The sequence below is a fragment of the Streptomyces akebiae genome, assembly GCF_019599145.1.
GTDB lineage: Bacteria > Actinomycetota > Actinomycetes > Streptomycetales > Streptomycetaceae > Streptomyces > Streptomyces akebiae.
In genome coordinates this window covers 5,692,639-5,713,520 of record NZ_CP080647.1, presented here as the reverse complement: position 1 = coordinate 5,713,520, position 20,882 = coordinate 5,692,639, and the positions used below count along the sequence as shown (strand labels likewise).

Below are 20,882 nucleotides of genomic sequence, written 5' to 3'. Positions count from 1 at the left end.
CGAACCGACGCGCCGTACCAGCCGTACATGCGGACGCAACGCAGCCTGCAGGGGGTTCAGGTGAGTGCTTCCCGGCGTAGTGGGGCCACCGACGAACTCGGGCCCGACAAGCCCGAGCGGGACGGTCCGACGAACGAGGACACCGAGGACACCGAGGACATCGAGGGCACGGTGAACACCGAGGACACCGAAGGCACCGAGGGCTCCACGGATTCCGCGGACTCCGGTGGCTCGGACCTCCTCGCCGCCCTCCTCGACGGGATGGACGCGGCCCTGTGCGCCTTCGACGCCGACGGCGTCGTCACCCACTGGAACCGCGAGGCCGAACGCATCCTGGGCTGGAGCGCCGAGGAGGCGGTGGGCCGCCGCGGATTCGCCGGGTGGGCGGTGCGGACCGCCGACGCCGAGGAGGTCGAGGGGCGGCTGATGGCCGCCATGCACGCCAGCGGCCGACAGGTGCACGAGTTCGCCCTGGTCACCAAGGACGGCGGCCGCGTCCTCGTCCGCACCCAGTCCGCCGCCGTGCGCGGACCCGACGGCAAGCCCGTCGGCCTGTACTGCGCCTTCAGCGAGGTCCACACGCAGATCGACCTCGAACGGTCCATCGCCCTCAGCGAGGCCCTCTTCGAGGACGCCTCCTGGGGCGTCGTCCTCGTCGACGCCGACCTGCGCCCCGCCGTCGTCAACGCCCACGCCGCCCGCGCCCTCGGCATCGGCCGTACGGCGGTCCTCGGACGCCCCATCGGCGAACTGCTCGCCCAGGGCGCCGAGGAACTGGAGAGCGCCCTCACCCACGTCCTCGCCGAGGGCGCCCCGCCCGCGCCCGCCGAGATCTGGGTGGGCGTGCGCACCCCCGACGGCGAGAAACGCCGGTGCTGGCGCAGCGGGTTCCTCCGCCTCGCCTCCCCCCTCGCCGAGGAACCGGTGCCGCTCGGCGTCGGCTGGCTCTTCCAGGACATCACCGAGGCCAAACAGACCGAGCAGGAGGCCGCACAGCTCCGCTTCCGCGTCAACCAGCTCCACCGGGCCGCACGCGCCGCCGCCGAGTGCGAGGATCCCGGCGAGGCCGCCACCGTCCACCTCGACTTCGCCCTCGCCGGCTTCGCCGACCACGCCCTCATCGACCGCGTGGCCGGAGGCTCCATGGCCGACGGCGAAGGGCCCGCCCGGCTCGTCCGCGCCGCCGCCACGCCCTCCGGCCGGCCCGGCCCCAGCCATCTCGCCGGCCACGCCGGCATCCCCGTCCGCTACGGCCCCGGCCACCCGGCCCTGCAGTGCGTGGAGCGCGCCGGCTCGGTCCGCGCCAGCGCCGGTACGGCCGCGCCGGAGACCGCTCGCGAGTGGGCCACCGGGCGCCAGTGGCCCCCGGAGACCGTGCACGCCCTCTGCGCGGTCCTCCGCAGCCGCGGCCGCACCCTCGGCGTCGTCACCTTCCTCCGCGGCGCCGGCCGCACGCCCTTCGAACGTTCGGACGCCGTGTACGCGGAGGACGTCGCCATACACATCGCCGCGGCCCTGGACCTGGAGGCGCTGGAGAGGTCGTCGGAGTAGGCACACAGGCGGGCGCGGCCGCGCGGGAAACACCTCGCGGCCACCCGGCCGTGCGGCGCAGAATCGCCGCATGGCGATCATTTACCGCACCACGCTCACGCCCACCAAGCTCGAACTGCTGGCCGCCTGGCTGCCGACCCGCCCCTGGTACGCCGGCGGTCCGGCCGCTCCGGAACTGGCCAAGGCAGGCGGCTTCCGACTCGACGACCCGGAGGGCGAGGTCGGCATCGAGTTCATGGTCGCCACCGACACCTCCGGCGCGGCCCCGGTCCACTACCTGGCCCCCCTCACCTACCGGGGCGCCCCACTCCCCGGCGCGGAACACGCCCTCGTCGGCACCACGGAACACGGCGTCCTGGGCACCCGCTGGGTCTACGACGGCGCCCACGACCCGGTCCTGGTCGCCCAGCTCCTGGCCCTCTTCGAAGGCAGGGCCGAACCCCAGGCCCAGAGCCTCACCGACACCCCGGACCACGAGATCACCCACGCCTACGACGGCGACGGCCCCCTGCTCACGACCGCCTCGTCGGCCACCGACACCGCCGAAGCCACCGAGCTGCCCCTCGCCCCCGGCACCACCGTCCTCCAGCTGATCCGAGTCCTCCACCCCGACGCGCTCGACCTCACGCCCGGAGCGAAAGGCCAGGTCACAGGCCATTGGACCCTGCCGGAAGGCACCCGAGCCCGCGGGGTCCTCGCCGTACTGCGGTAATTCCTCGGCAATCCCCTCGGAAAATCACTTGAGCGTCCCCGGAGCGCTTCCTAAGGTGTGCGGTACACGAGAGAGGAGGTGGTTCGGCAGATGTATTGCAACCGGACGCGTGAGGTGGCTGCGGGCTAGCGGCCCTGCACCACACACAGTGCGGTGCCGGACCAGCGCGTGAGGAACGCGCAGCCGGCCCAATCTCAAGCAGTCACCCGACCCGCAGGCTCGCCGGTACGTCCGGCCGGCTTCTTCGGTCCTTAGGGGCCGGAGGGACCCAGAGCCTGCGGGTCGTCTGCGTTTCGTAGGGCGCAGTATGCTTTCACCATGCTTCCGATGCTCGTTCGACGCCGGCACGTGGACTTCGTGCGCGTCACGAGCATGGGCTGTCGGGCCTCCGTCTGAACCCCGGACCCGGCCCCAGCCCTCTCTTCTCACTCTCGGACGCATGCCATGACGTACTCAGCGACATCATCGTCGTATCTCCAGCTGCCCATCATCGATCTCTCCGCCGCCGATCGCGGGCCCGAGGCGCGGGCGCTGCTGCACGCGCAGTTGCACAGTGCCGCGCATGACGTGGGCTTCTTCCAGCTCGTCGGGCACGGGGTCGGGGAGGAGGAGATCGGGCGGCTCGACGCCGCCATGCGGGCGTTCTTCGCGCTGCCGGAGGCCGAGCGGCTCGCCCTCGACAACGTCAACTCGCCGCATTTCCGGGGCTATACCCGGACCGGGGACGAGCGGACGGGCGGCAGTCGGGACTGGCGGGATCAGTTGGACATCGGCGCCGAGCGTGCCGCCCGTGCTCCCGGTCCCGGGGAGCCCGCGTACTGGTGGCTCCAGGGCCCCAACCAGTGGCCCGCCTCCCTGCCGGAGCTGCGGACCGCCGCGCTCGCGTGGATCGACCGGCTCAGTGCCGTGGCGCAGCGGCTGCTGCGGGAGCTGCTGGTCTCCATCGGGGCGCCCGCCGGTTTCTACGACCCGGTCTTCGGGGAGCGGGCCCATCCGCATCTGAAGCTCGTGCGGTATCCCGGCAGTGCGGGGGACGGGGCCGACCAGGGAGTGGGGGCCCACAAGGACTACGGGTTCCTGACCTTGTTGCTGCAGGACCGGGTCGGCGGGCTCCAGGTGGAGCGGGCGGACGGGGTGTTCCATGACGTGCCGCCGATTCCGGGGGCGTTCGTGGTGAACCTCGGGGAGTTGCTGGAGGTGGCGACGAACGGGTATCTGCTCGCCACGAACCACCGGGTCGTGAGCCCGCCCGGGGCCACCGAGCGGTTCTCCGTGCCCTTCTTCTACAACCCGCGGCTCGACGCCCGGGTCGAGCCGCTGGTCTTCCCGTACGCCTCCACCGCGCCCGGGGTGACCGACGATCCGGGGAATCCGCTCTTCGCCGAGTACGGGTTCAACGAGCTAAAGGGGAAGCTGCGGGCGCATCCGCTGGTCGCCGAGCGGCATCACGCGGGGCTGCTGAGCCCCGCGTGACGCGGCGGGGGACCACCGGTACGACCGGTACGACCGGCTACCGGGCGATGTCCGCGTACCCCTCGATCTCCTGCGGGCTGCGTGTGCCCGGTCCCACGTAGCGGGCGGAGGGGCGCACCAGGCGTCCCGTGCGCTTCTGTTCGAGGATGTGCGCCGACCAGCCGGCCGTGCGGGCGCAGGTGAACATGGACGTGAACATATGGGCCGGGACCTCGGCGAAGTCCAGGACGATGGCCGCCCAGAACTCGACGTTCGTGGCGAGGACACGGTCGGGGCGGCGGGCGTGGAGTTCGGCCAGGGCGGCCTTCTCCAGGGCTTCGGCGACCTCGAAGCGGGGGGCGCCGAGGTCGCGGGCGGTGCGGCGCAGGACGCGTGCGCGGGGGTCCTCGGCGCGGTAGACGCGGTGGCCGAAGCCCATGAGGCGTTCGCCCTTGTCGAGGGCCTGCTTGACGTAGGCGTCGGCGTCGCCGGTGCGTTCGATCTCCTCGATCATGCCGAGGACGCGGGAGGGGGCGCCGCCGTGGAGGGGGCCCGACATGGCGCCGACGGCGCCGGAGAGGGCGGCGGCCACGTCGGCGCCGGTGGAGGCGATGACCCGTGCGGTGAAGGTGGAGGCGTTCATGCCGTGTTCGGCGGCGCTGGTCCAGTACGCGTCGACGGCCGCCACGTGCTTGGGGTCGGGCTCGCCGCGCCAGCGGATCATGAAGCGTTCGACGACGGACTGGGCCTTGTCGATCTCGCGCTGCGGGACCATGGGCAGGCCCTGGCCGCGGGCGGACTGGGCCACGTAGGAGAGGGCCATGACGGCGGCGCGGGCGAGGTCGGCGCGGGCCTGCTCCTCGTCGATGTCCAGGAGCGGTTTGAGGCCCCAGACCGGGGCCAGCATGGCGAGCGCGGACTGCACGTCGACGCGGATGTCACCGGAGTGGACGGGGATGGGGAACGGCTCGGCGGGCGGGAGGCCGGGGCGGAAGGCGCCGTCGACGAGGAGGCCCCAGACGTTGCCGAAGGAGACGTGGCCGACCAGGTCCTCGATGTCGACGCCCCGGTAGCGGAGGGCGCCGCCTTCCTTGTCCGGTTCGGCGATCTCCGTCTCGAACGCGACGACTCCTTCGAGTCCGGGTACGAAGTCGGACATCAGGCGGCTCCTCTTGATGTGTGCGACAGGCGGTTCCAGCACCATACGCCTGAGTGCCACGTTTGGGGAGAGTCCGCGGCACTCAGTGCCACTCCCTCTCCGGTCGGCCGTTCATACGGCAGGATGACCATGTGAACGATCACGACCCTGCTCTCATGCGCAAGCAGTACCGCGCCGACGGGCTCGACGAGAGCGAGCTGGCCGCCGACCCCATGGAGCAGTTCGGGCGGTGGTTCCTCCAGGCCGCGCAGGAGGGGGCGGTGTTCGAGCCGAACGCGATGGTGGTGTCGACGGCCGACGCCGCGGGGCGCCCCACTTCTCGTACGGTGCTGATGAAGGCGTACGACGCAGAGGGCTTCGTCTTCTACACGAACTACGACTCCCGCAAGGCCCGGGACCTGGCGGAGAACCCGTACGTCTCGCTGCTCTTCCCCTGGCACGCGCTGGCCCGGCAGGTGATCGTGACGGGTACGGCGCGGCGGACCGGGCGGGACGAGACGGCGGCGTACTTCCGGACCCGGCCGCACGGTTCGCAGTTGGGTGCGTGGGCCAGCGCGCAGTCCTCGGTGATCTCCTCGCGGGCCGAACTGGACGCCGCGTACGAGGAGTTGCACGCGCGCTATCCGGAGGGGGAGCAGGTGCCGGTGCCGCCGAACTGGGGTGGTTTCCGGGTGGTGCCGCAGAGCGTGGAGTTCTGGCAGGGGCGGTGGAACCGGCTGCACGACCGGCTGCGGTACGTGGCGGAGCCGGACGGGTCGTGGCGGGTGGAGCGCCTCAGTCCGTGACGCGGGTGGAGCGGCTCAGTCCGTGACGCGGGTGGAGCGGCTCGGGCCGTGACGCGGGCCGGGCGGTTCGGGTGCCGAGGGTCTCAGCCCAGTTTCTCGTCGAGCAGGGCCGCCCACTGGGCCACCACCTTGTCGCGGCGGCCGGTGTCGTCGGTGAGGAGGTTGGCGAGGCCGAGGCCGCGGGCCATGTCGAGGAGGCCCTGGACGGTTTCGCGGACGCCGGGGACGGTCTCGTCGGCGCGGAGGAGGTCGACGGCGATGCGGTGGGTCTCGCGGCCGACGCGGGCTTCGAGTTCGGTGACGCGGGAGCGGAGCTGCTCCTCGTTGGAGGCGGCGACCCAGAGGTGGAGGGCGGCGCGGAAGAGGGGGCCGGTGAAGAGGTCGACGACGGCGGCGACGACGGCCCGGCGGTCGGCGGTGCCCTCGGGGAAGAGGGCGCGCAGGGCGAGGGAGCGCTCTTCGGCGACGTACTCGACGGCGGCGGTGAACAGGTCCTCGCGGGTGCGGAAGTGGTGTTGGGCGGCGCCCCGGGAGACGCCGGCGCGTTCGGCGACGACGGAGACGGTGGAGCCGGCCCAGCCGTGTTCGGCGAGGCAGGCGACGGCGGCTTCCAGCAGGCGCTGACGGGTGACGCGGCTGCGGTCCTGCTTGGGGCCGCGATCCACGACCGGGCTTGTTTCCGTCATGCTCACAACACCCATCCCGGGTCCCGTCCTTCGAGGAACGCCGTCACGCCCTCGCGGGCGTCGGCGGAGGCGAACAGCCGGGACGAGAGGCTGGTCAGCTCACTCGCGTCCCGGTCGAAGTTCTCCAGCACCTTAGCCGTGAGCAGGCGTTTCGTCTCCGCCAGGGCCCTCGGTGAAGCGCGGCGCAGGCCGTCGAGGACGGGTTCGAGCAGGTCGTCGACATCGGCGCCGGCCATGGTGAGCACCCCGATGCGGGCGGCTTCGGCGGCGCCGAACCTCTCGCCGGTGAGGTAGTAGCGGGCGAGGGCGCGGGGGTCGGTGCGGGGGCGGAGGGTGAGGGAGATGACGGCGGGGGCGACCCCGATGCGTACCTCGGTGAGGGCGAAACCGGCGTCCGGGCCGGCGGCGGCGATGTCGCAGGCGCCGAGCAGGCCGAGACCGCCCGCGCGGACCTGGCCGGTGACGCGGGCGACGACCGGTCTGGGCAGGTCGAGGATGTGGCGGAGCAGCGCGACGATGGCTTTCGGGTCGGGCGGGTCACGCAGGTCGGCGCCCGCGCAGAACGTGTTCCCGGTGTGGGTGAGGACGACGGCGCGTACGTCGTCGTCCTCACCGCACCGGGTGAGCGCGTCCGACAGGTCCCGCACGAGCGTCGCGGAGAGCGCGTTGCGGTTGGCCGGGGAGTCGAGCGTGAGGGTGGTGATGCCCCTGTGGTGGGCGCGGTGCACGGACGGTGCGGTGTCGGTCACAGTCGTTCCCTGAGTTCGCGGCGGAGGATCTTCCCGGAGGCCGCGCGGGGCACGTCGGCGATGAAGGTGACGTGGCGGACGCGTTTGTAGGGGGCGACGCGTTCGGCGACGTACATCATCACCTCGCCTTCGGAGAGGTCGTGCGCGGTGGGCCGGCGGACGACGAAGGCGTGCGGGACCTCGTTGCCGTCGTCGTCGTAGTGGCCGATGACGGCGGCGTCGGCGATGCCGGGGTGGGTGACGAGGAGGGCTTCGAGTTCGGCGGGTGCGACCTGGAAGCCCTTGTACTTGATGAGTTCCTTGACGCGGTCGACGACGAACAGCCAGCCGTCGGCGTCGACGTGCCCGATGTCGCCGGTGGCGAGCCAGCCGTCGGCGTCGATCATGTCGGCGGTGGCCTGGGGGCGGCCCAGGTAGCCCTTCATGACCTGGGGGCCCCGGATGACGATCTCGCCGCGTTCGCCGACGCCGACCTCCTTGCCGGGGTCGTCGAGGGAGACGATCCGCATCTCGGTGCCGGCGATGAGTTTGCCGACGGTGCCGGGGGGTGCGGTGGCGGCCTGGGTGAGGGGGACCAGGTGGGAGCAGGGGGAGAGTTCGGTCATGCCGTAGCCCTGGACGACGGGCGGCAGGGAGAGGCGGGCGGAGCAGGCGGCGGCGAGCCGCGCGTCCAGGGGCGCGGCGGCGGAGAGGACGTGCCGGACCGTGGAGAGGTCGTAGCGTTCGGCGGCCGGGTGTTTGGCGAGGGCGAGGACGATCGGCGGGGCCACGTAGAGGTGGGTGATGCGGTGTTCGGCGATCGCCGCGAGGTAGCTCTCCATATCGAAGCGGGGCAGGACGACGACCGTGGCGCCGAGCCGCAGCGGGGCGTTCATCAGGGCGGTCAGGCCGTAGATGTGGAAGAACGGGAGCACGGCGAGGACGCGGTCGCCGGGGCCGGCCGGCATGACCGGTTCGAGCTGGGCGAGGTTGGTGGCGATGGACCGGTGGGTGAGCATGACGCCCTTGGGGACGCCGGTCGTGCCGGAGGAGTACGGGAGGGCCGCGATGTCCGTGACCGGGTCGATGTCGACGGCCGGTTCGGGCGCGGCGGAGGCGAGCATGTCGATCAGCGAGCGGTGACCGGGGGCGCTGTCGCAGACGAAGATCTCCCGTACGCCGCCGACGCGTTCGGCGGCGGCGCGGGCGGTCTCCAGGAGCGGTGAGACCGTGACGATCCAGCTCGCTCCGGAGTCATGGAGCTGTTTGGCCAGTTCGCCGGGGGTGGCCAGCGGGTGCACGGTGGTGACGGTGGCGCCCGCGCGGGTGGCCGCGTAGAACGCCGTCGGGTAGGCGATCGTGTTGGGGCTGTGCAGGGCGAGGACGTCGCCCTTGCGGACGCCCGCCTCGGCGAACGCGGCCGCGAGCCGCCGGTGGAAGCGGTCCAGCTGTTCGTAGGTGAGGGTCGTGCCGTCGACGCCGTCGATCAGCGCGGGCAGGTCGCCGAACTCGGCGGCCCGGCCCAGGACGGCGTCGTGGATGGGGAGTTCGAGGGGTGGGACGTCTGCGTACTCGCTGCGGAACATGGTTCCTCCTCGTGCGCTCCGACTCCTGCGGCCACGCTCAGGCTCCCGCTGCCGCTCTCCGGCGACGCGGGCGGCTCAGTACGACTTCGGCAGGCCCAGGGTCTGGTGGGAGACGTAGTTGAGAATCATCTCCCGGCTCACCGGCGCGATACGAGACACGCGCGCGGCCGTTATCAGCGAGGCCAGGCCGAACTCGGCCGTGAGGCCGTTGCCGCCGAGGGTGTGCACGGCCTGGTCGACGGCCCGCACGCACGCCTCTCCCGCCGCGTACTTGGCCATGTTGGCCGCCTCGCCGGCCGCCGCGTCGTCACCGGCGTCGTAGAGGTGGGCCGCCTTCTGCATCATCAGACGGGCCAGTTCGAGTTCGATGTGGGACTGGGCGAGGGGGTGGGCGATCGCCTGGTGGGCGCCGATGGGCTGCCCCCACACGGTGCGGTCGCGGGCGTACTCGACGGCTTTGCCGAGGGCGTACCTGGCCATGCCGATGGCGAAGGCGGCCGTCATGATCCGCTCGGGGTTGAGGCCGGCGAAGAGCTGGAGGAGACCGGCGTTCTCGTCGCCGACCAGGGCGTCGGCGGGGAGCCGGATGTCGTCGAAGGTCAGCTCGAACTGCTTTTCGGCGGCCCGGAGTTCCATGTCGATCGGGCGGTACTCGAAGCCGGGGGTGTCCGTGGGGACGATGAAGAGGCAGGGCTTGAGGGTGCCGGTGCGGGCGTCCTCGGTGCGGCCGACGATCAGGACGGCGTCCGCTCTGTCGACGCCGGAGATGAAGACCTTGCGGCCGGTCAGGAGCCAGTCCCCGGTTTCGTCGCGGCGGGCCGTGGTGGTGATGCGGTGGCTGTTGGAGCCGGCGTCGGGTTCGGTGATGCCGAAGGCCATGAGGCGGGTGCCGTTCGCCAGCGCGGGCAGCCAGGTCCGCCGCTGGGCCTCGGTGCCGAAGCGGGCGATGACGGTGCCGCAGATGGCGGGTGACACGATCATCATGAGCAGGGGGCAGCCTGCGGCGCCCAGCTCTTCGAGCACGATGGAGAGTTCCGCTATGCCGCCGCCTCCGCCCTCGTACTCCTCGGGCAGGTTGACGCCCAGGTAGCCGAGTTTGGCGGCCTCGGACCAGAGTTCGTCGGGGTGGCGGCCCTCTTTGTTGATCGTGGCCATGTAGTCGCGGCCGTAGCGGTTGCCCAGGGCGGAGACCGCGGCTCGTAGGGCCTTGTGTTCTTCGGATTCGAGGACCGGGGACATCGAGGGCTCCTAAGGGGGAGGGTCCAGTCGTTGCGTGGAGGGTGCGGGTTCGTGGGGGTTCGTCGCGCAGTTCCTCGCGCCCCTTCAGGTGGGCTGCTCCTCGACCACGGCCAGCAGGGCGCCCATGTCCACCTGCTGTCCCGGTGTCGCGTGCAGGGCCGTCAGCGTGCCCGTCACCGGGGCCGTGATCCTGTGTTCCATCTTCATCGCCTCCAGCCACAGGAGGGGTTGGCCCGCTTCCACGGTTGAGCCCGGCTTCAGGCCCTCCGCCACGCGGACGACCGTGCCCGGCATGGGGGCCAGGAGGGAGCCGGGGGCCTGTGGGGCGGTCGGGTCCGGGAAGCGGGGGAGGGCGGTGAGGGTCGTGGCGTTGACGTGGACGCGGTCGCCGTGCCGTGTCACCTCGAACTTCCGCCGGACACCGTCCACTTCGAGGACGACGCGACGGGCGTCGGCGTGGACGACACGGACCCCGTCCGCCTCCATGCCGTTCCTGGTGTGCCGGTAGCGGACCTCGTGCTCCTCCCCCGCCCTCGCGTACCGCTTGACCTGGGGCTGGGAGGGCACGTTGCGCCAGCCGCCGAAGCGGGAGCGGGGGCCGTCGTGGGCGTCGGCCAGGGCGGCGGCCAGCGGGGCGTACGGGTCGGGGGCCGGGGTGGTGAGGTCGGTGAGGTGGCGGTCGTAGAAGCCGGTGTCCATGCGGGCCGAGGTGAACTCCGGGTGGCGCAGGGAGTTCACCAGCAGCGCCCGGTTCGTGGTCGGGCCGTGGAGGGTCGCCCGTTCCAGGGCGCCCGCCAGTCTGCGGATCGCCTCCGCCCGGGTGGGGGCGTGGGCGATCACCTTGGCGAGCATGGGGTCGTAGTGGACGCCGATCGTGTCGCCGTCCTCGTAGCCGGTGTCCAGGCGGACGCCCTCGGGGACGGCCAGCCGGTGCAGGGTGCCCGTCTGCGGGGCCCACTCGCGGGCCGGATCCTCGGCGTACAGGCGCGCCTCGATCGCGTGGCCCCGCGCGCTCGGCGGTGCGGCGGGCAGGGCGTGGCCCTCGGCGACGCGGATCTGTTCGGCGACCAGGTCGAGGCCGAAGACGGCTTCGGTCACCGGGTGTTCGACCTGGAGACGGGTGTTCATCTCCAGGAAGTGGGCCTTGCCCGCGGAGACCAGGAACTCGACGGTGCCCGCGCCGGCGTAGTCGACGGCTCGGGCGGCGCGGACGGCCAGCGTGTGGAGTTCCTCGGTGAGCGCGTCGGACAGGCCGGGGGCCGGTGCCTCCTCGACGACCTTCTGGTGGCGGCGCTGCAGGGAGCAGTCGCGGGTGCCGAGGGGCCAGACGGTGCCGTGGGTGTCGGCGAGGATCTGGACCTCGACGTGGCGGCCGTTCTCCAGGTACGGCTCGACGAAGACCTCGCCGTCGCCGAAGGCGCTCGCGGCCTCGGCACGGGCGCTCTCCAGGGCGCTGTCCAGGTCGTCGAGGCGGCGTACGACGCGCATGCCGCGTCCGCCGCCGCCCGCCGCCGCCTTCACCAGGACCGGCAGGTCGTCCTCGGTGACCTCGCCCAGGGGTGCCAGGCCCATGAGTTCCTTGGCGCGGGTCTTGGAGGCCATGGCCTCGATCGCCTCGGGGGGCGGGCCGATCCAGACGAGGCCCGCGTCCTGGACGGCTCGGGCGAAGTCCGGGTTCTCGGAGAGGAAGCCGTAGCCGGGGTGGACGGCGTCGGCGCCGGCGGCGAGGGCCGCCTTCACGATGAGGTCGCCGCGCAGATAGGTGTCCGCGGGGGCCGCGCCCGGCAGCCGTACCGCCGCGTCGGCCACGCGCGCGTGGCGGGCGTTGTCGTCGGTGTCGGAGTGCACGGCGACGGTGCGGATGCCCAGCTCGGCGCAGGTGCGGAAGATCCGGCAGGCTATCTCGCCCCGGTTGGCCACGAGCACAGAGGTGATCACTGGTTCCCTCACATCCGGAAGACGCCGAAGCCACCGCGTGCGCCCTCGTAGGGCGCCGTGTGGATCGCGGACAGGCACAGGCCGAGGACGGTACGGGTGTCGCGGGGGTCGATGACCCCGTCGTCGTACAGCCGGCCGGACAGGAACATCGGGAGCGACTCGGACTCGATCTGCTGCTCCACCATCGCGCGCAGGGCGGCGTCGGCGTCCTCGTCGTACGGCTGCCCCTTGGCGGTCGCGGACTGCCGGGCCACGATCGACAGGACGCCCGCCAGTTGCTGTGGGCCCATCACGGCCGACTTGGCGCCGGGCCAGGCGAAGAGGAAGCGCGGGTCGAAGGCGCGGCCGCACATGCCGTAGTGACCGGCGCCGTACGAGGCGCCCATGAGGACGGACAGGTGGGGCACCCGGCTGTTGCTCACGGCGTTGATCATCATCGCGCCGTGCTTGATGATGCCGCCCTGCTCGTACTCCTTGCCGACCATGTACCCGGTGGTGTTGTGCAGGAAGAGCAGCGGGATGTCGCGCTGGTTGGCGAGTTGGATGAACTGGGCCGCCTTCTGCGACTCCTCGCTGAACAGGACGCCCCGCGCGTTGGCGAGGATGCCGACCGGGTAGCCGTGGAGGGCGGCCCAGCCGGTGGTGAGACTGGTGCCGTAGAGGGGCTTGAACTCGTCGAAGTCGGAGGCGTCGACGATCCGGGCGATGACCTCGCGGGGGTCGAAGGGCACCTTCAGATCGCCGGGGACGATGCCGAGGAGTTCCTCCGGGTCGTACTTCGGCGGCGCGGCGGGGGCCGGATCGGCGTACGCCTTGCGGTGGTTGAGGCGGGCGACGACCCGGCGGGCCTGGCGCAGGGCGTCCGGCTCGTCGACGGCGAAGTGGTCCGCGAGGCCCGACACGCGCGCGTGCATCTCGGCGCCGCCCAGCGACTCGTCGTCGCTCTCCTCGCCGGTGGCCATCTTCACCAGCGGCGGCCCGCCCAGGAACACCTTCGCCCGTTCCTTCACCATGATCACGTGGTCGGACATCCCGGGGACGTAGGCCCCGCCGGCGGTGGAGTTGCCGAAGACGACGGCGATGGTGGGGATGCCGGCGGCGGAGAGCCGTGTGAGGTCGCGGAAGATCGCGCCGCCGGGGATGAAGATCTCCTTCTGGGAGGGGAGATCGGCTCCGCCGGACTCCACCAGGCTGATGCAGGGCAGCCGGTTGGCGAGGGCGATGTCGTTGGCCCGGAGGGCCTTCTTCAGGCTCCACGGGTTGCTCGCGCCGCCGCGCACGGTCGGGTCGTTGGCGGTGATCAGGCACTCCACGCCCTCGACGACCCCGATGCCGGTGACGAGCGAGGCGCCGACCGTGTACTCACTGCCCCAGGCGGCGAGCGGCGACAGTTCGAGGAAGGGCGTGTCGGGGTCCAGCAGCAGTTCGATGCGCTCGCGGGCGAGGAGCTTGCCGCGCCCCCGGTGCCGGGCGACGTACTTCTCGCCGCCGCCCGCGAGGGCCTTCGCGTGCTCGGCGTCGAGTTCGGCGAGCCGGGCGAGCATGGCCTCGCGGTTCGCGGTGTGGTCGGGGGCGCCCGGGTCGAGGGCCGAGCTGAGGACGGTCACAGCAGGATCTCCGGTATGTCCAGGTGACGGGAGCGCAGCCATTCGCCGAGGGCCTTGGCCTGGGGGTCGAAACGGGCTTGCGAGGCGACGCCCTCGCCGAGGATGCCGACGATCTCGAAGTTGAGGGCACGGAGGTTGGGCAGCGCGTGCCGGGTGACCGGCAGGCCGGCCGTCTCCGGCAGGAGGGCGCGGAGCCGGTCGGTGGTGAGGGTGTGGGACAGCCACCGCCACGCGTCGTCCGTACGGGCCCACAGGCCGATGTTGGCGTTGCCGCCCTTGTCGCCGCTGCGGGCGCCGACGACGAGGCCGAGGGGCGCGCGGCGGGTGGGAAGCCCCTGTGGCAGGGGCTCCGGCAGGGGTGGCTCGGCGACGGGCCGCAGGACGAGGGTCTCGTCGGCCGGCGGCACGGGGAGCCGGCGGCCGTCGTGGAGGACGGCGAGGTGCTCCACGGTGTCCTGGCCCGCGTGGGCCGCCTCGAACACCCCGTAGGGGGCGCCCTTTCCGGGCGGGGCCAGCACGTGGAAGCCGGGGTAGCTCGCGAGGGCCAGCTCCACGGCGGCTCCGCTGAGGGCCCGGCCGACGGTGTTCTGGTCCGGGTCGCGGACGACGAGGCGGAGGAGGGCGCTGGCGGTCTCCTCGGTGCGGGCGTCGGGGTGGTCGGTGCGGGCCAGTTCCCAGTCCAGCTGCGCGGGAGGGGACTTGGCGGCGGCGAGCGCGGTCTCCAGCTGATCGCGGACGAGGGCGGCCTTGCGTTCGATCTCCAGGCCCGTCAGCACGAAGGTGACCTCGTTGCGGAAGCCGCCGAGCCGGTTGAGGCCGACCTTGAGGGTCGGGGGCGGGGCCTCGCCGCGTACGCCCTCGATACGGACGCGGTCGGGGCCGTCCTGGGTGAGCGTGATCGTGTCGAGGCGGGCGGTGACGTCGGGGCCCGCGTACCGGGCGCCGCCCGTCTCGTAGAGGAGTTGGGCGGTGACCGTGCCGACGTCGACGAGGCCGCCGGTGCCGGGGTGCTTGGTGATCACGGCCGTGCCGTCGGCGTGGAGTTCGGCGAGCGGGAAGCCGGGGTGGCGCAGGGCGGCCGGGGTGGACTCGTGGAAGAAGGCGTAGTTGCCGCCGGTCGCCTGCGCCCCGCACTCCAGTACGTGCCCGGCGACGACGGCACCCGCGAGGCGGTCGTACTCCCCGGGCCCCCAGCCGAAGTGGGCGGCGGCGGGCCCGGTCACCAGGGCCGCGTCCGTCACCCGGCCGGTGACCACGATGTCGGCGCCCTCCCGCAGACAGGCCGCGATGCCGAAGCCGCCGAGGTAGGCGTGGGCGGCGAGGGTGCCGGGGTGGACCGCGGTCAGGTCGTCGCCCTCGACGTGCGCGACCCGGGCGGGGATGCCGAGCCGTCCCGCCAGCTCCCGTACGGCGTCGGCGAGTCCGGCGGGGTTGAGGCCGCCGGCGTTGGCGACGATCCGCACGCCGCGCTCGTGCGCGAGCCCCAGGCACTCCTCCAACTGGCGCAGGAACGTGCGGGCGTACCCTCCGGCGGGGTCCTTCAGGCGGTCGCGGCCGAGGATGAGCATGGTCAGCTCGGCCAGGTAGTCGCCGGTGAGGACGTCGAGTTCGCCGCCGGTGAGCATCTCGCGCATGGCGTCGAAGCGGTCGCCGTAGAAGCCGGAGGCGTTGCCGATGCGGAGGGCGGCCGCTGTCACGGGGTGGATCCCTTCGCGGCGCGCCCGGTGCCCGGCGGGCCCGCGAAGGCCTGGGCGATGTCCAGCCAGCGGTCGGCGTCGGAGCCTTCGGCGCGCAGGGCGAGGTCGGCGCGGTGGGCGCGCTGGGTGACCAGGAGGCAGAAGTCGAGGGCGGGGCCGGTGACGCGGTCGGTCGCGTCCTGAGGGCCGTACGTCCACAGCTCCCCGGCGGGGCTGGCGAGTTCGACGCGGAACTCCTCGAAGGGCGGGGTCAGCCCGTGTACCCCGAAGGCGAAGTCGCGGGTGCGGATGCCGAGTCGGGTGATGTGCCGGAGGCGGTCGCCGGGGGCGATCCGGGGGACGCCCAGCGCGTCGGCGATGTCCAGGCCGTGGGCCCAGGTCTCCATGAGGCGGGCGGTCGCCATGGAGGCGGTGGACATGGGCGGGCCGTACCAGGGGAACCGCGCGCCCTCGGGTGCCGCGCGCAGGGCGGCCTCCAGCGCCTCGCGACCGGCCCGCCAGTCCGCGAGCAGTTCCGCGGGCTGCTTCCCGGCCCCGTCCTCGGCGCCCCTGTCCACGAAGTCCCCGGGCGCGGTCAGCGCGTTCTCGACCTCACGGGCGAAGGCTGCCTGGTCGGTCACCGCCAGCACGGACGAGTGGTCCGTCCAGGCGAGGTGCGCGATCTGGTGGGCGACGGTCCAGCCGGGCGCGGGCGTTGCGAGCGCCCACTCCTCCGGGCTCAACTCGGCGACGAGCAGGTCGAGTTCGTCGCTCTCGGCACGGAGATCGTCGATCACGGGCGTTGGGTCGGCCATGGAGGGAGCATGGCAGCGGACGCGGAAACAAGCAAGCGTGCTTGCATTTTCGGGAGGCGGCGACGGGGTGGGCCGAGCAGGCGCTGCGAGTCGCCCACGTAAGCTGCAAAAGGGGTTACAGGCCTGACTTAGTCCATTGCTTTGCACTATCAAGTCCTCCATACTGAACGAAGCCCTTCCTCCGCTCCTCTGGACGGTCTCCGTGACACTCCCCCGCGCTGAACAGTCCGCGCCCGCCGCCCCGGCCACGCCTCCGGTCGACCGCGTCGCCGGCGGCCCCCGCGCCGCGCGCGGCCTGGGCTCTCTCGGGCCCGTGGGGCTGGTGCTGGCCGGTGGCATATCGGTGCAGTTCGGCGGTGCGCTGGCGGTGACACTGATGCCGCGCGCCGGGGCGCTCGGGGTGGTGACGCTGCGGCTGGCGGTCGCCGCGCTGGTGATGCTGGTGATCTGCCGACCCCGGCTGCGTGGGCACTCGCGTACCGACTGGGGGACGGTGATCGTCTTCGGCGTCACCATGGCCGCGATGAACGGCCTCTTCTACCAGGCGGTCGCCCGTATCCCCCTCGGCCTCGCCGTCACCCTGGAGGTGCTCGGCCCGTTGGCGCTCTCCGTCCTCGCGTCCCGGCGGGCGGTGAACGCGGTGTGGGCCGGGCTGGCGCTCTGCGGCGTCTTCCTGCTCGGAAAGGGCGGAGGAGTCGGGGGCCTCGACCCGCTGGGCATCGCCTTCGCCCTCGCGGCCGGGTTGGCGTGGGCCCTGTACATCGTCTTCAGCGCGCGTACGGGGCGACGGTTCCCGCAGGCCGACGGGCTGGCGTTGGCCATGGCCGTCGCGGCGGTGCTGTTCCTGCCGCTGGGGATCGTCGAATCGGGGACGCGGCTCCTGGACCCGACGACGCTCGCGCTGGGCGCCGCCGTCGCCGTGCTCTCCTCCGTCCTCCCCTACACCCTCGAACTCCTCGCCCTGCGCCGCCTGCCCGCCTCCACCTTCGCGATCCTCATGAGCCTGGAGCCCGCGATCGCCGCCACGGCCGGTTTCCTCATCCTCGACCAGGCCCTGACCACCGTCGAGGCCCTCGCGATCGCCCTGGTCATCGGGGCGAGCATGGGAGCGGTGCGGACACAGGTGGGACGGGGGAAGGCAGGGGTTTCGGGGTGAGCGGGGCGAGGACGGTCCGGACCTCACGCCGGGCGGGGCGGCCGTACCGGTCGTACTGGCCGTACCGGCCGCACCACCGTCCCGCCACCCCGCCCGGCCCCTGCCGGTGATCGCGTCAGCGCACCGTGCCGCCCGGCACGAAGTGGACCGGGATGTACTGGTCGTACAGCCGCTCGTTCGTCGCCGTGAAGTCGGCGCGGGTGACGATGGCACAGCGCACGGTCTCGCCGCACACCTTGCCGTCCGCGATCCCGGGCCGGAGGTTCAGCGTCGTACGGAACTTGCCGCCCTTCTCGTAGGGGAGGGTGATGCCCGGCGTCCCCGCCCCGGTGTCGGTGATCCGGCGCGACGACCCGTCCTGCGCCTCACGGCCGGGCAGACAGGGGCCGGGAAGCGTGGTGTACGTCGAGGGGTCACCGACCCTGACGCCGTCCGGGATCACGCAGAAGGCGAGGAAGATGCCCTGCGCGCGGTTGTATCCGGCGCCCTTGACGTCGACGGTGCCGCCGGCGGCGGGCAGGACGACGGGGCCGGCTTTCAGCCGCAGCCGGAAGGTGTCGCCGTCGGCCGTGGTGACGGTCCGCTGCGCCTTGCCGGTCAACGGAGTCGCGGCAGCCGTTCCCGCCAGCGGAACCACGGCGGCGAGCCCGGCGGCGATGACGGCGAGCGTGCCGCGCAGCAGGTACCCGGGCCTCTGAGTGGGGGGTTTCATGAGGCGGAGGCCATCCCTTTCACTTATGTATTACTTGAGATCTGAAGTTCTTGATCCCATACCTAAAACACGACTGACCAGTAGGCAACGCCGAGCAAAGCCCTTCACACTTCACCCACCGGACCGCCACAGCGGTGCCTGGCGTCCGTGGCCCATGGGTCGTACCGGTCACTCGGCCATGAACTCGTACTCCAACTCGTAGAGATGGCCCGCCTTCACCATGACCGTCGCCTCGATGGGACGTTCGTCGTCGCTGTAGACGACGCGAAGGGTACGCAGCACCGGCAGGCCGCCGGGAAGGTTCAGCGCCTGGTACTGGTCCTGGGTGGGAATCCTCGCGGAGACGCGGTCCACACTGCGACGGGGTGGATGACCCAAGTCCGCGAGAAGGGCGGGAGTACCGCCCTTGATCTTGCGGCGATCCATCATCGCCGTATCGCGGACGATGTCCAACGGGTAGTACGACCGCACGAGTTCAGCGGGCTCGTCGTCGATGAGGAGCAACTGGCAGCGGAGCAGCGCCAAGCCGCCCTCGGGTAGACCGAGGGCCGCGCGGACGTCGGCGGGCGGACAGCACTCGACCACATCCAGCAAGTCACTGCGGGCACTCGCGCCGTGCTTGGCCGCTTCGGCGAGCCAGCGGTAGGGCTCCCCGGGCGCAGCCGGTGCCATGAACGCGGCGGGCCGCATGGTGCGCTGGCGGTGTTCTCGAACGGTGACCGCGGCTCCGGCCCGCCCCACCACCAGGCCCTCGTCCTTGAGGAGTTGGAGTGCCTTCTGCACGGTGGCGTTCGAGGCGTCGAAGCGGGTCTTGAGGTGGGTGGTGGAGGGCAGCTTGGCTCCGGGCGGGAGTTCGCCGCTCATGATGTCGTCGCGCAGGTCGGCCGCGATGCGCTCATGGAGGGAGCGGCGGTCGGAGGCGTCAGGTTCGGCCTTGGGCATCGTCATCCGACTCCGTTGTCGATCGCGATCTCGTAGCGCAGTCGCTGGCGCCTCGCCGGCATCACCATGCGGTCGACCTGGATCGGGCGGTCGTCGCGGTCGAGGGTGACCCTGGTCAGCCGGAGCACCGGTTCTCCCGGGGCGGTCCGGAGGGTCTCCCGCTCCTCGTCGTCCGGGTTGTCTGCTGTCACGTCCTCGCGGACGAGGGCGCCGACGTGACCCAGTCGCGCGAGGAGGGTCACGGCTCCGCCGGGGATCTTGGCGGTTCCGGCGAGGCCGGTGCCGCGGGCGATGCGGACCGGGAAGTAGGTGTCGGTCACTTCGTTCGGCTGGTCGTCGAGAAGGATCAGGCGGCGGCGTACGACGACAGTCTCACCCTCGGCCAACCCGAGCAGCCGCGCGACCTCGGCAGGTGCCTGCACCTCACCGGCGTACAGAATCCGCTGGGTCCCCCGACGTCCCTGGGCCGCCGCGTCCGCGCCCCAGGCGTCGCCCTGCCCCTTCTCCCTCGACGTCAGATACGGCATCGAGGTGCTGACCCAGCTGTTCTCGCTCATCGCGTCCTCCCGTACGACTGACGTCCCTGAACCTTGCCGCTTTACACGGTAAGCGACTTGGTGCCACTCTCCTGCCGAGAGCATCTCCACTATTCGCGAATAGCGATAAGCTACGCCTTGCTGGAAGCCTCAGGACAAAGGCGGTGCCCCACCATGCCCCTTCACGAAGGACACCCAGCGTGACCTCCAGGCGCCACATCGCCCGGAGTGCGTCTGCGAGCACCACCAGTTGTTTTCCGGCAACCGCGACATCAGACGACTTTGTACGCAAGAAGCCCCCGCGACGGGTGGAGCCGTCCGGGGGCGCGGTCACCAGCGAACCGTGATGGGAGCCAATGACATGACCGACCTTATCGGTCGCGTTCTCACCTGGGTGGGTCTCCTGCCCAAGCCGTGCGGCAGGCATCGCGCCTCCGGATTCCACCCGCGTCCGGAACCGATCGCCCCTCCCCCAGCCCTCGACACCTCACTCCCCGCCCATCGCAGCCCCTATGGCCTGGCCACGCCCCTCGACGGCGCCGCCACCGTTGCCGTACGCCCGTACGTCACGGCCCATGAGCAAAGGCAGCGGCGCCGCGAACTCGCCATGGCGGCGATGGGGTTCGACATGCCCGGCCCGTACTGGATCCATGGCACGGAGGTCGCGTGATGGAGCCGGAAGCGGAAACCGACACCGAAGCACCCGAACGTCCCGGTGGCGAGGTACGGCTGCTCCCCTGGGCCGGCCTCGAAGGCAAGCCCTGTTACGTCATCACCGACGACCAAGGCGGACCGATCTCCCGCCTCGCCGACAGCACCGAATCCATCCAGCTCAGCATGGGCACGGAACTCCTCGCCCACGCCCAGAACCTGCTCCCGGACACCCCTCGCGGCGAACTCCGCTTCCTGGCCGAGCGGTTGACCGAGGCACTCGGCGACGCACTCCGGGTCGCCGAGAGTCGTGGGCAACGGCTGCGGCGGCTGAACTGAAGGCAGGAGGGGTGAGGACGGCGGGCCTGTTCCCGCCGCCCTCGAACGGCGGCATCGACCTCCTCGGTCACGGCATCGAGCGCAGTGCCGGGTGCCGCGTGGTGATGCCCGGCGGCTGGAGGAGGGGTGGGGCTCGGGGCCGTGGGCGGCGGGCCTGAAGCGATCAAGGTCGATGGACCGGTCGGCGGCCCGGTCGGCGGCCGTCGCGGCCATCGGGCGGCGCTGTTGTATAACCGGCCTGTGATCTACCACGTCGTATCCCTTGGTGACTGGAACGCCCGAACCGACCAGCCGTACGCCCCCGCGTCGCTCCCGGAGGACGGTTTCGTCCACTGTTCTCCGGATGAGGCCACGACTCTGGCCGTCGTCAACGCCTTCTACCGGGACGCGCCCAAGCCGTTGCACGTGCTGGTCATCGACGAGGCGCGGCTGGACGCCAGGGTGGAGTTCGAGGCGGCGGCTCCCGCTCCGCCTCCGGGAGTCGGGACGGACGTCCTGTTCCCCCATGTGTTCGGCCCCATCGACCGTGACGCCGTCGTGCGGGTCCTGGAGATCCGGTGGGACGAGGACGGCCGCGCGGTGGGCCTGGGGGAGGGTCAAGGCGCCTGAGGT

General features: G+C 72.1%; 20 protein-coding genes. 8 read left to right on the top strand and 12 right to left on the bottom strand.

The genetic code is table 11. The features are described from left to right. Window positions 1-60: 60 nt before the first annotated feature. From K1J60_RS24685 to K1J60_RS24675, 3 genes are all read left to right on the top strand, one after another. Entirely contained in the window at window positions 61-1,551 is a 1,491-nt protein-coding gene (locus K1J60_RS24685) for a PAS domain-containing protein (RefSeq protein WP_220648088.1), read from the top strand. A 70-nt stretch (window positions 1,552-1,621) separates the two neighbouring features. Further along, complete coding sequence (locus K1J60_RS24680) at window positions 1,622-2,263, top strand: maltokinase N-terminal cap-like domain-containing protein (RefSeq protein ID WP_220648087.1); 642 nt, start codon at window positions 1,622-1,624, stop codon at window positions 2,261-2,263. Window positions 2,264-2,707: 444 nt separating this feature from the next. Next, window positions 2,708-3,736 (top strand): isopenicillin N synthase family dioxygenase, encoded by a 1,029-nt coding sequence (locus K1J60_RS24675; protein WP_220648086.1) that lies wholly within the window; start codon window positions 2,708-2,710, stop codon window positions 3,734-3,736. 37 nt (window positions 3,737-3,773) lie between these two features. Here K1J60_RS24675 and K1J60_RS24670 read toward each other — a convergent pair whose 3' ends face one another. Beyond that, entirely contained in the window at window positions 3,774-4,874 is a 1,101-nt protein-coding gene (locus K1J60_RS24670) for a citrate synthase 2 (RefSeq protein ID WP_220648085.1), read from the bottom strand. 155 nt (window positions 4,875-5,029) lie between these two features. Here K1J60_RS24670 and pdxH point away from each other — a divergent pair, with 155 nt between their 5' ends. Beyond that, complete coding sequence (gene pdxH / locus K1J60_RS24665; protein ID WP_220648084.1) at window positions 5,030-5,659, top strand: pyridoxamine 5'-phosphate oxidase; 630 nt, start codon at window positions 5,030-5,032, stop codon at window positions 5,657-5,659. 83 nt (window positions 5,660-5,742) lie between these two features. Here pdxH and K1J60_RS24660 read toward each other — a convergent pair whose 3' ends face one another. The 8 genes from K1J60_RS24660 to K1J60_RS24625 all read right to left on the bottom strand — a co-directional run bounded on the left by K1J60_RS24660 (window position 5,743) and on the right by K1J60_RS24625 (window position 15,934). Further along, window positions 5,743-6,360, bottom strand: coding sequence for a TetR/AcrR family transcriptional regulator (locus tag K1J60_RS24660; protein ID WP_220648083.1), 618 nt, complete (start codon window positions 6,358-6,360; stop codon window positions 5,743-5,745). After that, window positions 6,348-7,094, bottom strand: a complete 747-nt coding sequence (locus K1J60_RS24655; RefSeq protein WP_220648082.1) for an enoyl-CoA hydratase family protein — start codon at window positions 7,092-7,094, stop codon at window positions 6,348-6,350. Before K1J60_RS24655 ends, K1J60_RS24660 begins: the two co-directional genes overlap by 13 nt. Continuing rightward, window positions 7,091-8,659: a 4-coumarate--CoA ligase family protein gene (locus tag K1J60_RS24650; protein WP_220648081.1), complete on the bottom strand. Its 1,569-nt coding sequence runs from the start codon at window positions 8,657-8,659 to the stop codon at window positions 7,091-7,093. The genes K1J60_RS24655 and K1J60_RS24650 overlap by 4 nt, the downstream gene beginning before the upstream one ends. Before the next feature lie 75 nt (window positions 8,660-8,734). Then, window positions 8,735-9,898 carry an acyl-CoA dehydrogenase family protein gene (locus K1J60_RS24645; RefSeq protein WP_220648080.1) on the bottom strand — a complete coding sequence of 388 codons (1,164 nt, stop codon included), beginning with the start codon at window positions 9,896-9,898 and terminating at the stop codon, window positions 8,735-8,737. Between the two features lie 84 nt (window positions 9,899-9,982). Then, a complete protein-coding gene (locus K1J60_RS24640; protein ID WP_220648079.1) occupies window positions 9,983-11,836 on the bottom strand; it encodes an acetyl/propionyl/methylcrotonyl-CoA carboxylase subunit alpha in 1,854 nt (617 codons plus the stop codon). An 8-nt stretch (window positions 11,837-11,844) separates the two neighbouring features. Beyond that, a complete protein-coding gene (locus K1J60_RS24635; RefSeq protein WP_220648078.1) occupies window positions 11,845-13,443 on the bottom strand; it encodes an acyl-CoA carboxylase subunit beta in 1,599 nt (532 codons plus the stop codon). Beyond that, window positions 13,440-15,140: an acyclic terpene utilization AtuA family protein gene (locus tag K1J60_RS24630; RefSeq protein WP_220648077.1), complete on the bottom strand. Its 1,701-nt coding sequence runs from the start codon at window positions 15,138-15,140 to the stop codon at window positions 13,440-13,442. The genes K1J60_RS24635 and K1J60_RS24630 overlap by 4 nt, the downstream gene beginning before the upstream one ends. After that, window positions 15,137-15,934: a TIGR03084 family metal-binding protein gene (locus tag K1J60_RS24625; RefSeq protein WP_220648076.1), complete on the bottom strand. Its 798-nt coding sequence runs from the start codon at window positions 15,932-15,934 to the stop codon at window positions 15,137-15,139. The genes K1J60_RS24630 and K1J60_RS24625 overlap by 4 nt, the downstream gene beginning before the upstream one ends. A 202-nt stretch (window positions 15,935-16,136) precedes the next feature. Between K1J60_RS24625 and K1J60_RS24620 the strand changes: the two genes are divergently transcribed. Then, a complete protein-coding gene (locus tag K1J60_RS24620; RefSeq protein WP_398683292.1) occupies window positions 16,137-17,090 on the top strand; it encodes an EamA family transporter in 954 nt (317 codons plus the stop codon). Window positions 17,091-17,205: 115 nt separating this feature from the next. On the opposite strand, the gene K1J60_RS24615 is transcribed toward K1J60_RS24620, so the two are convergent. The 3 genes from K1J60_RS24615 to K1J60_RS24605 all read right to left on the bottom strand — a co-directional run bounded on the left by K1J60_RS24615 (window position 17,206) and on the right by K1J60_RS24605 (window position 19,301). After that, a complete protein-coding gene (locus tag K1J60_RS24615) occupies window positions 17,206-17,802 on the bottom strand; it encodes a hypothetical protein (protein WP_220648075.1) in 597 nt (198 codons plus the stop codon). 168 nt (window positions 17,803-17,970) lie between these two features. Continuing rightward, window positions 17,971-18,750, bottom strand: coding sequence for a GntR family transcriptional regulator (locus K1J60_RS24610; protein ID WP_220648074.1), 780 nt, complete (start codon window positions 18,748-18,750; stop codon window positions 17,971-17,973). Beyond that, complete coding sequence (locus K1J60_RS24605) at window positions 18,747-19,301, bottom strand: GntR family transcriptional regulator (protein ID WP_220648073.1); 555 nt, start codon at window positions 19,299-19,301, stop codon at window positions 18,747-18,749. Before K1J60_RS24605 ends, K1J60_RS24610 begins: the two co-directional genes overlap by 4 nt. A 340-nt stretch (window positions 19,302-19,641) precedes the next feature. Between K1J60_RS24605 and K1J60_RS24600 the strand changes: the two genes are divergently transcribed. From K1J60_RS24600 to K1J60_RS24590, 3 genes are all read left to right on the top strand, one after another. Continuing rightward, a complete protein-coding gene (locus tag K1J60_RS24600; protein WP_220648072.1) occupies window positions 19,642-19,950 on the top strand; it encodes a hypothetical protein in 309 nt (102 codons plus the stop codon). Beyond that, entirely contained in the window at window positions 19,950-20,270 is a 321-nt protein-coding gene (locus tag K1J60_RS24595; RefSeq protein ID WP_220651665.1) for a hypothetical protein, read from the top strand. Before K1J60_RS24600 ends, K1J60_RS24595 begins: the two co-directional genes overlap by 1 nt. A 240-nt stretch (window positions 20,271-20,510) precedes the next feature. Continuing rightward, window positions 20,511-20,879 carry a DUF952 domain-containing protein gene (locus tag K1J60_RS24590; RefSeq protein ID WP_220648071.1) on the top strand — a complete coding sequence of 123 codons (369 nt, stop codon included), beginning with the start codon at window positions 20,511-20,513 and terminating at the stop codon, window positions 20,877-20,879. The last annotated feature ends 3 nt before the right edge of the window (window positions 20,880-20,882 follow it).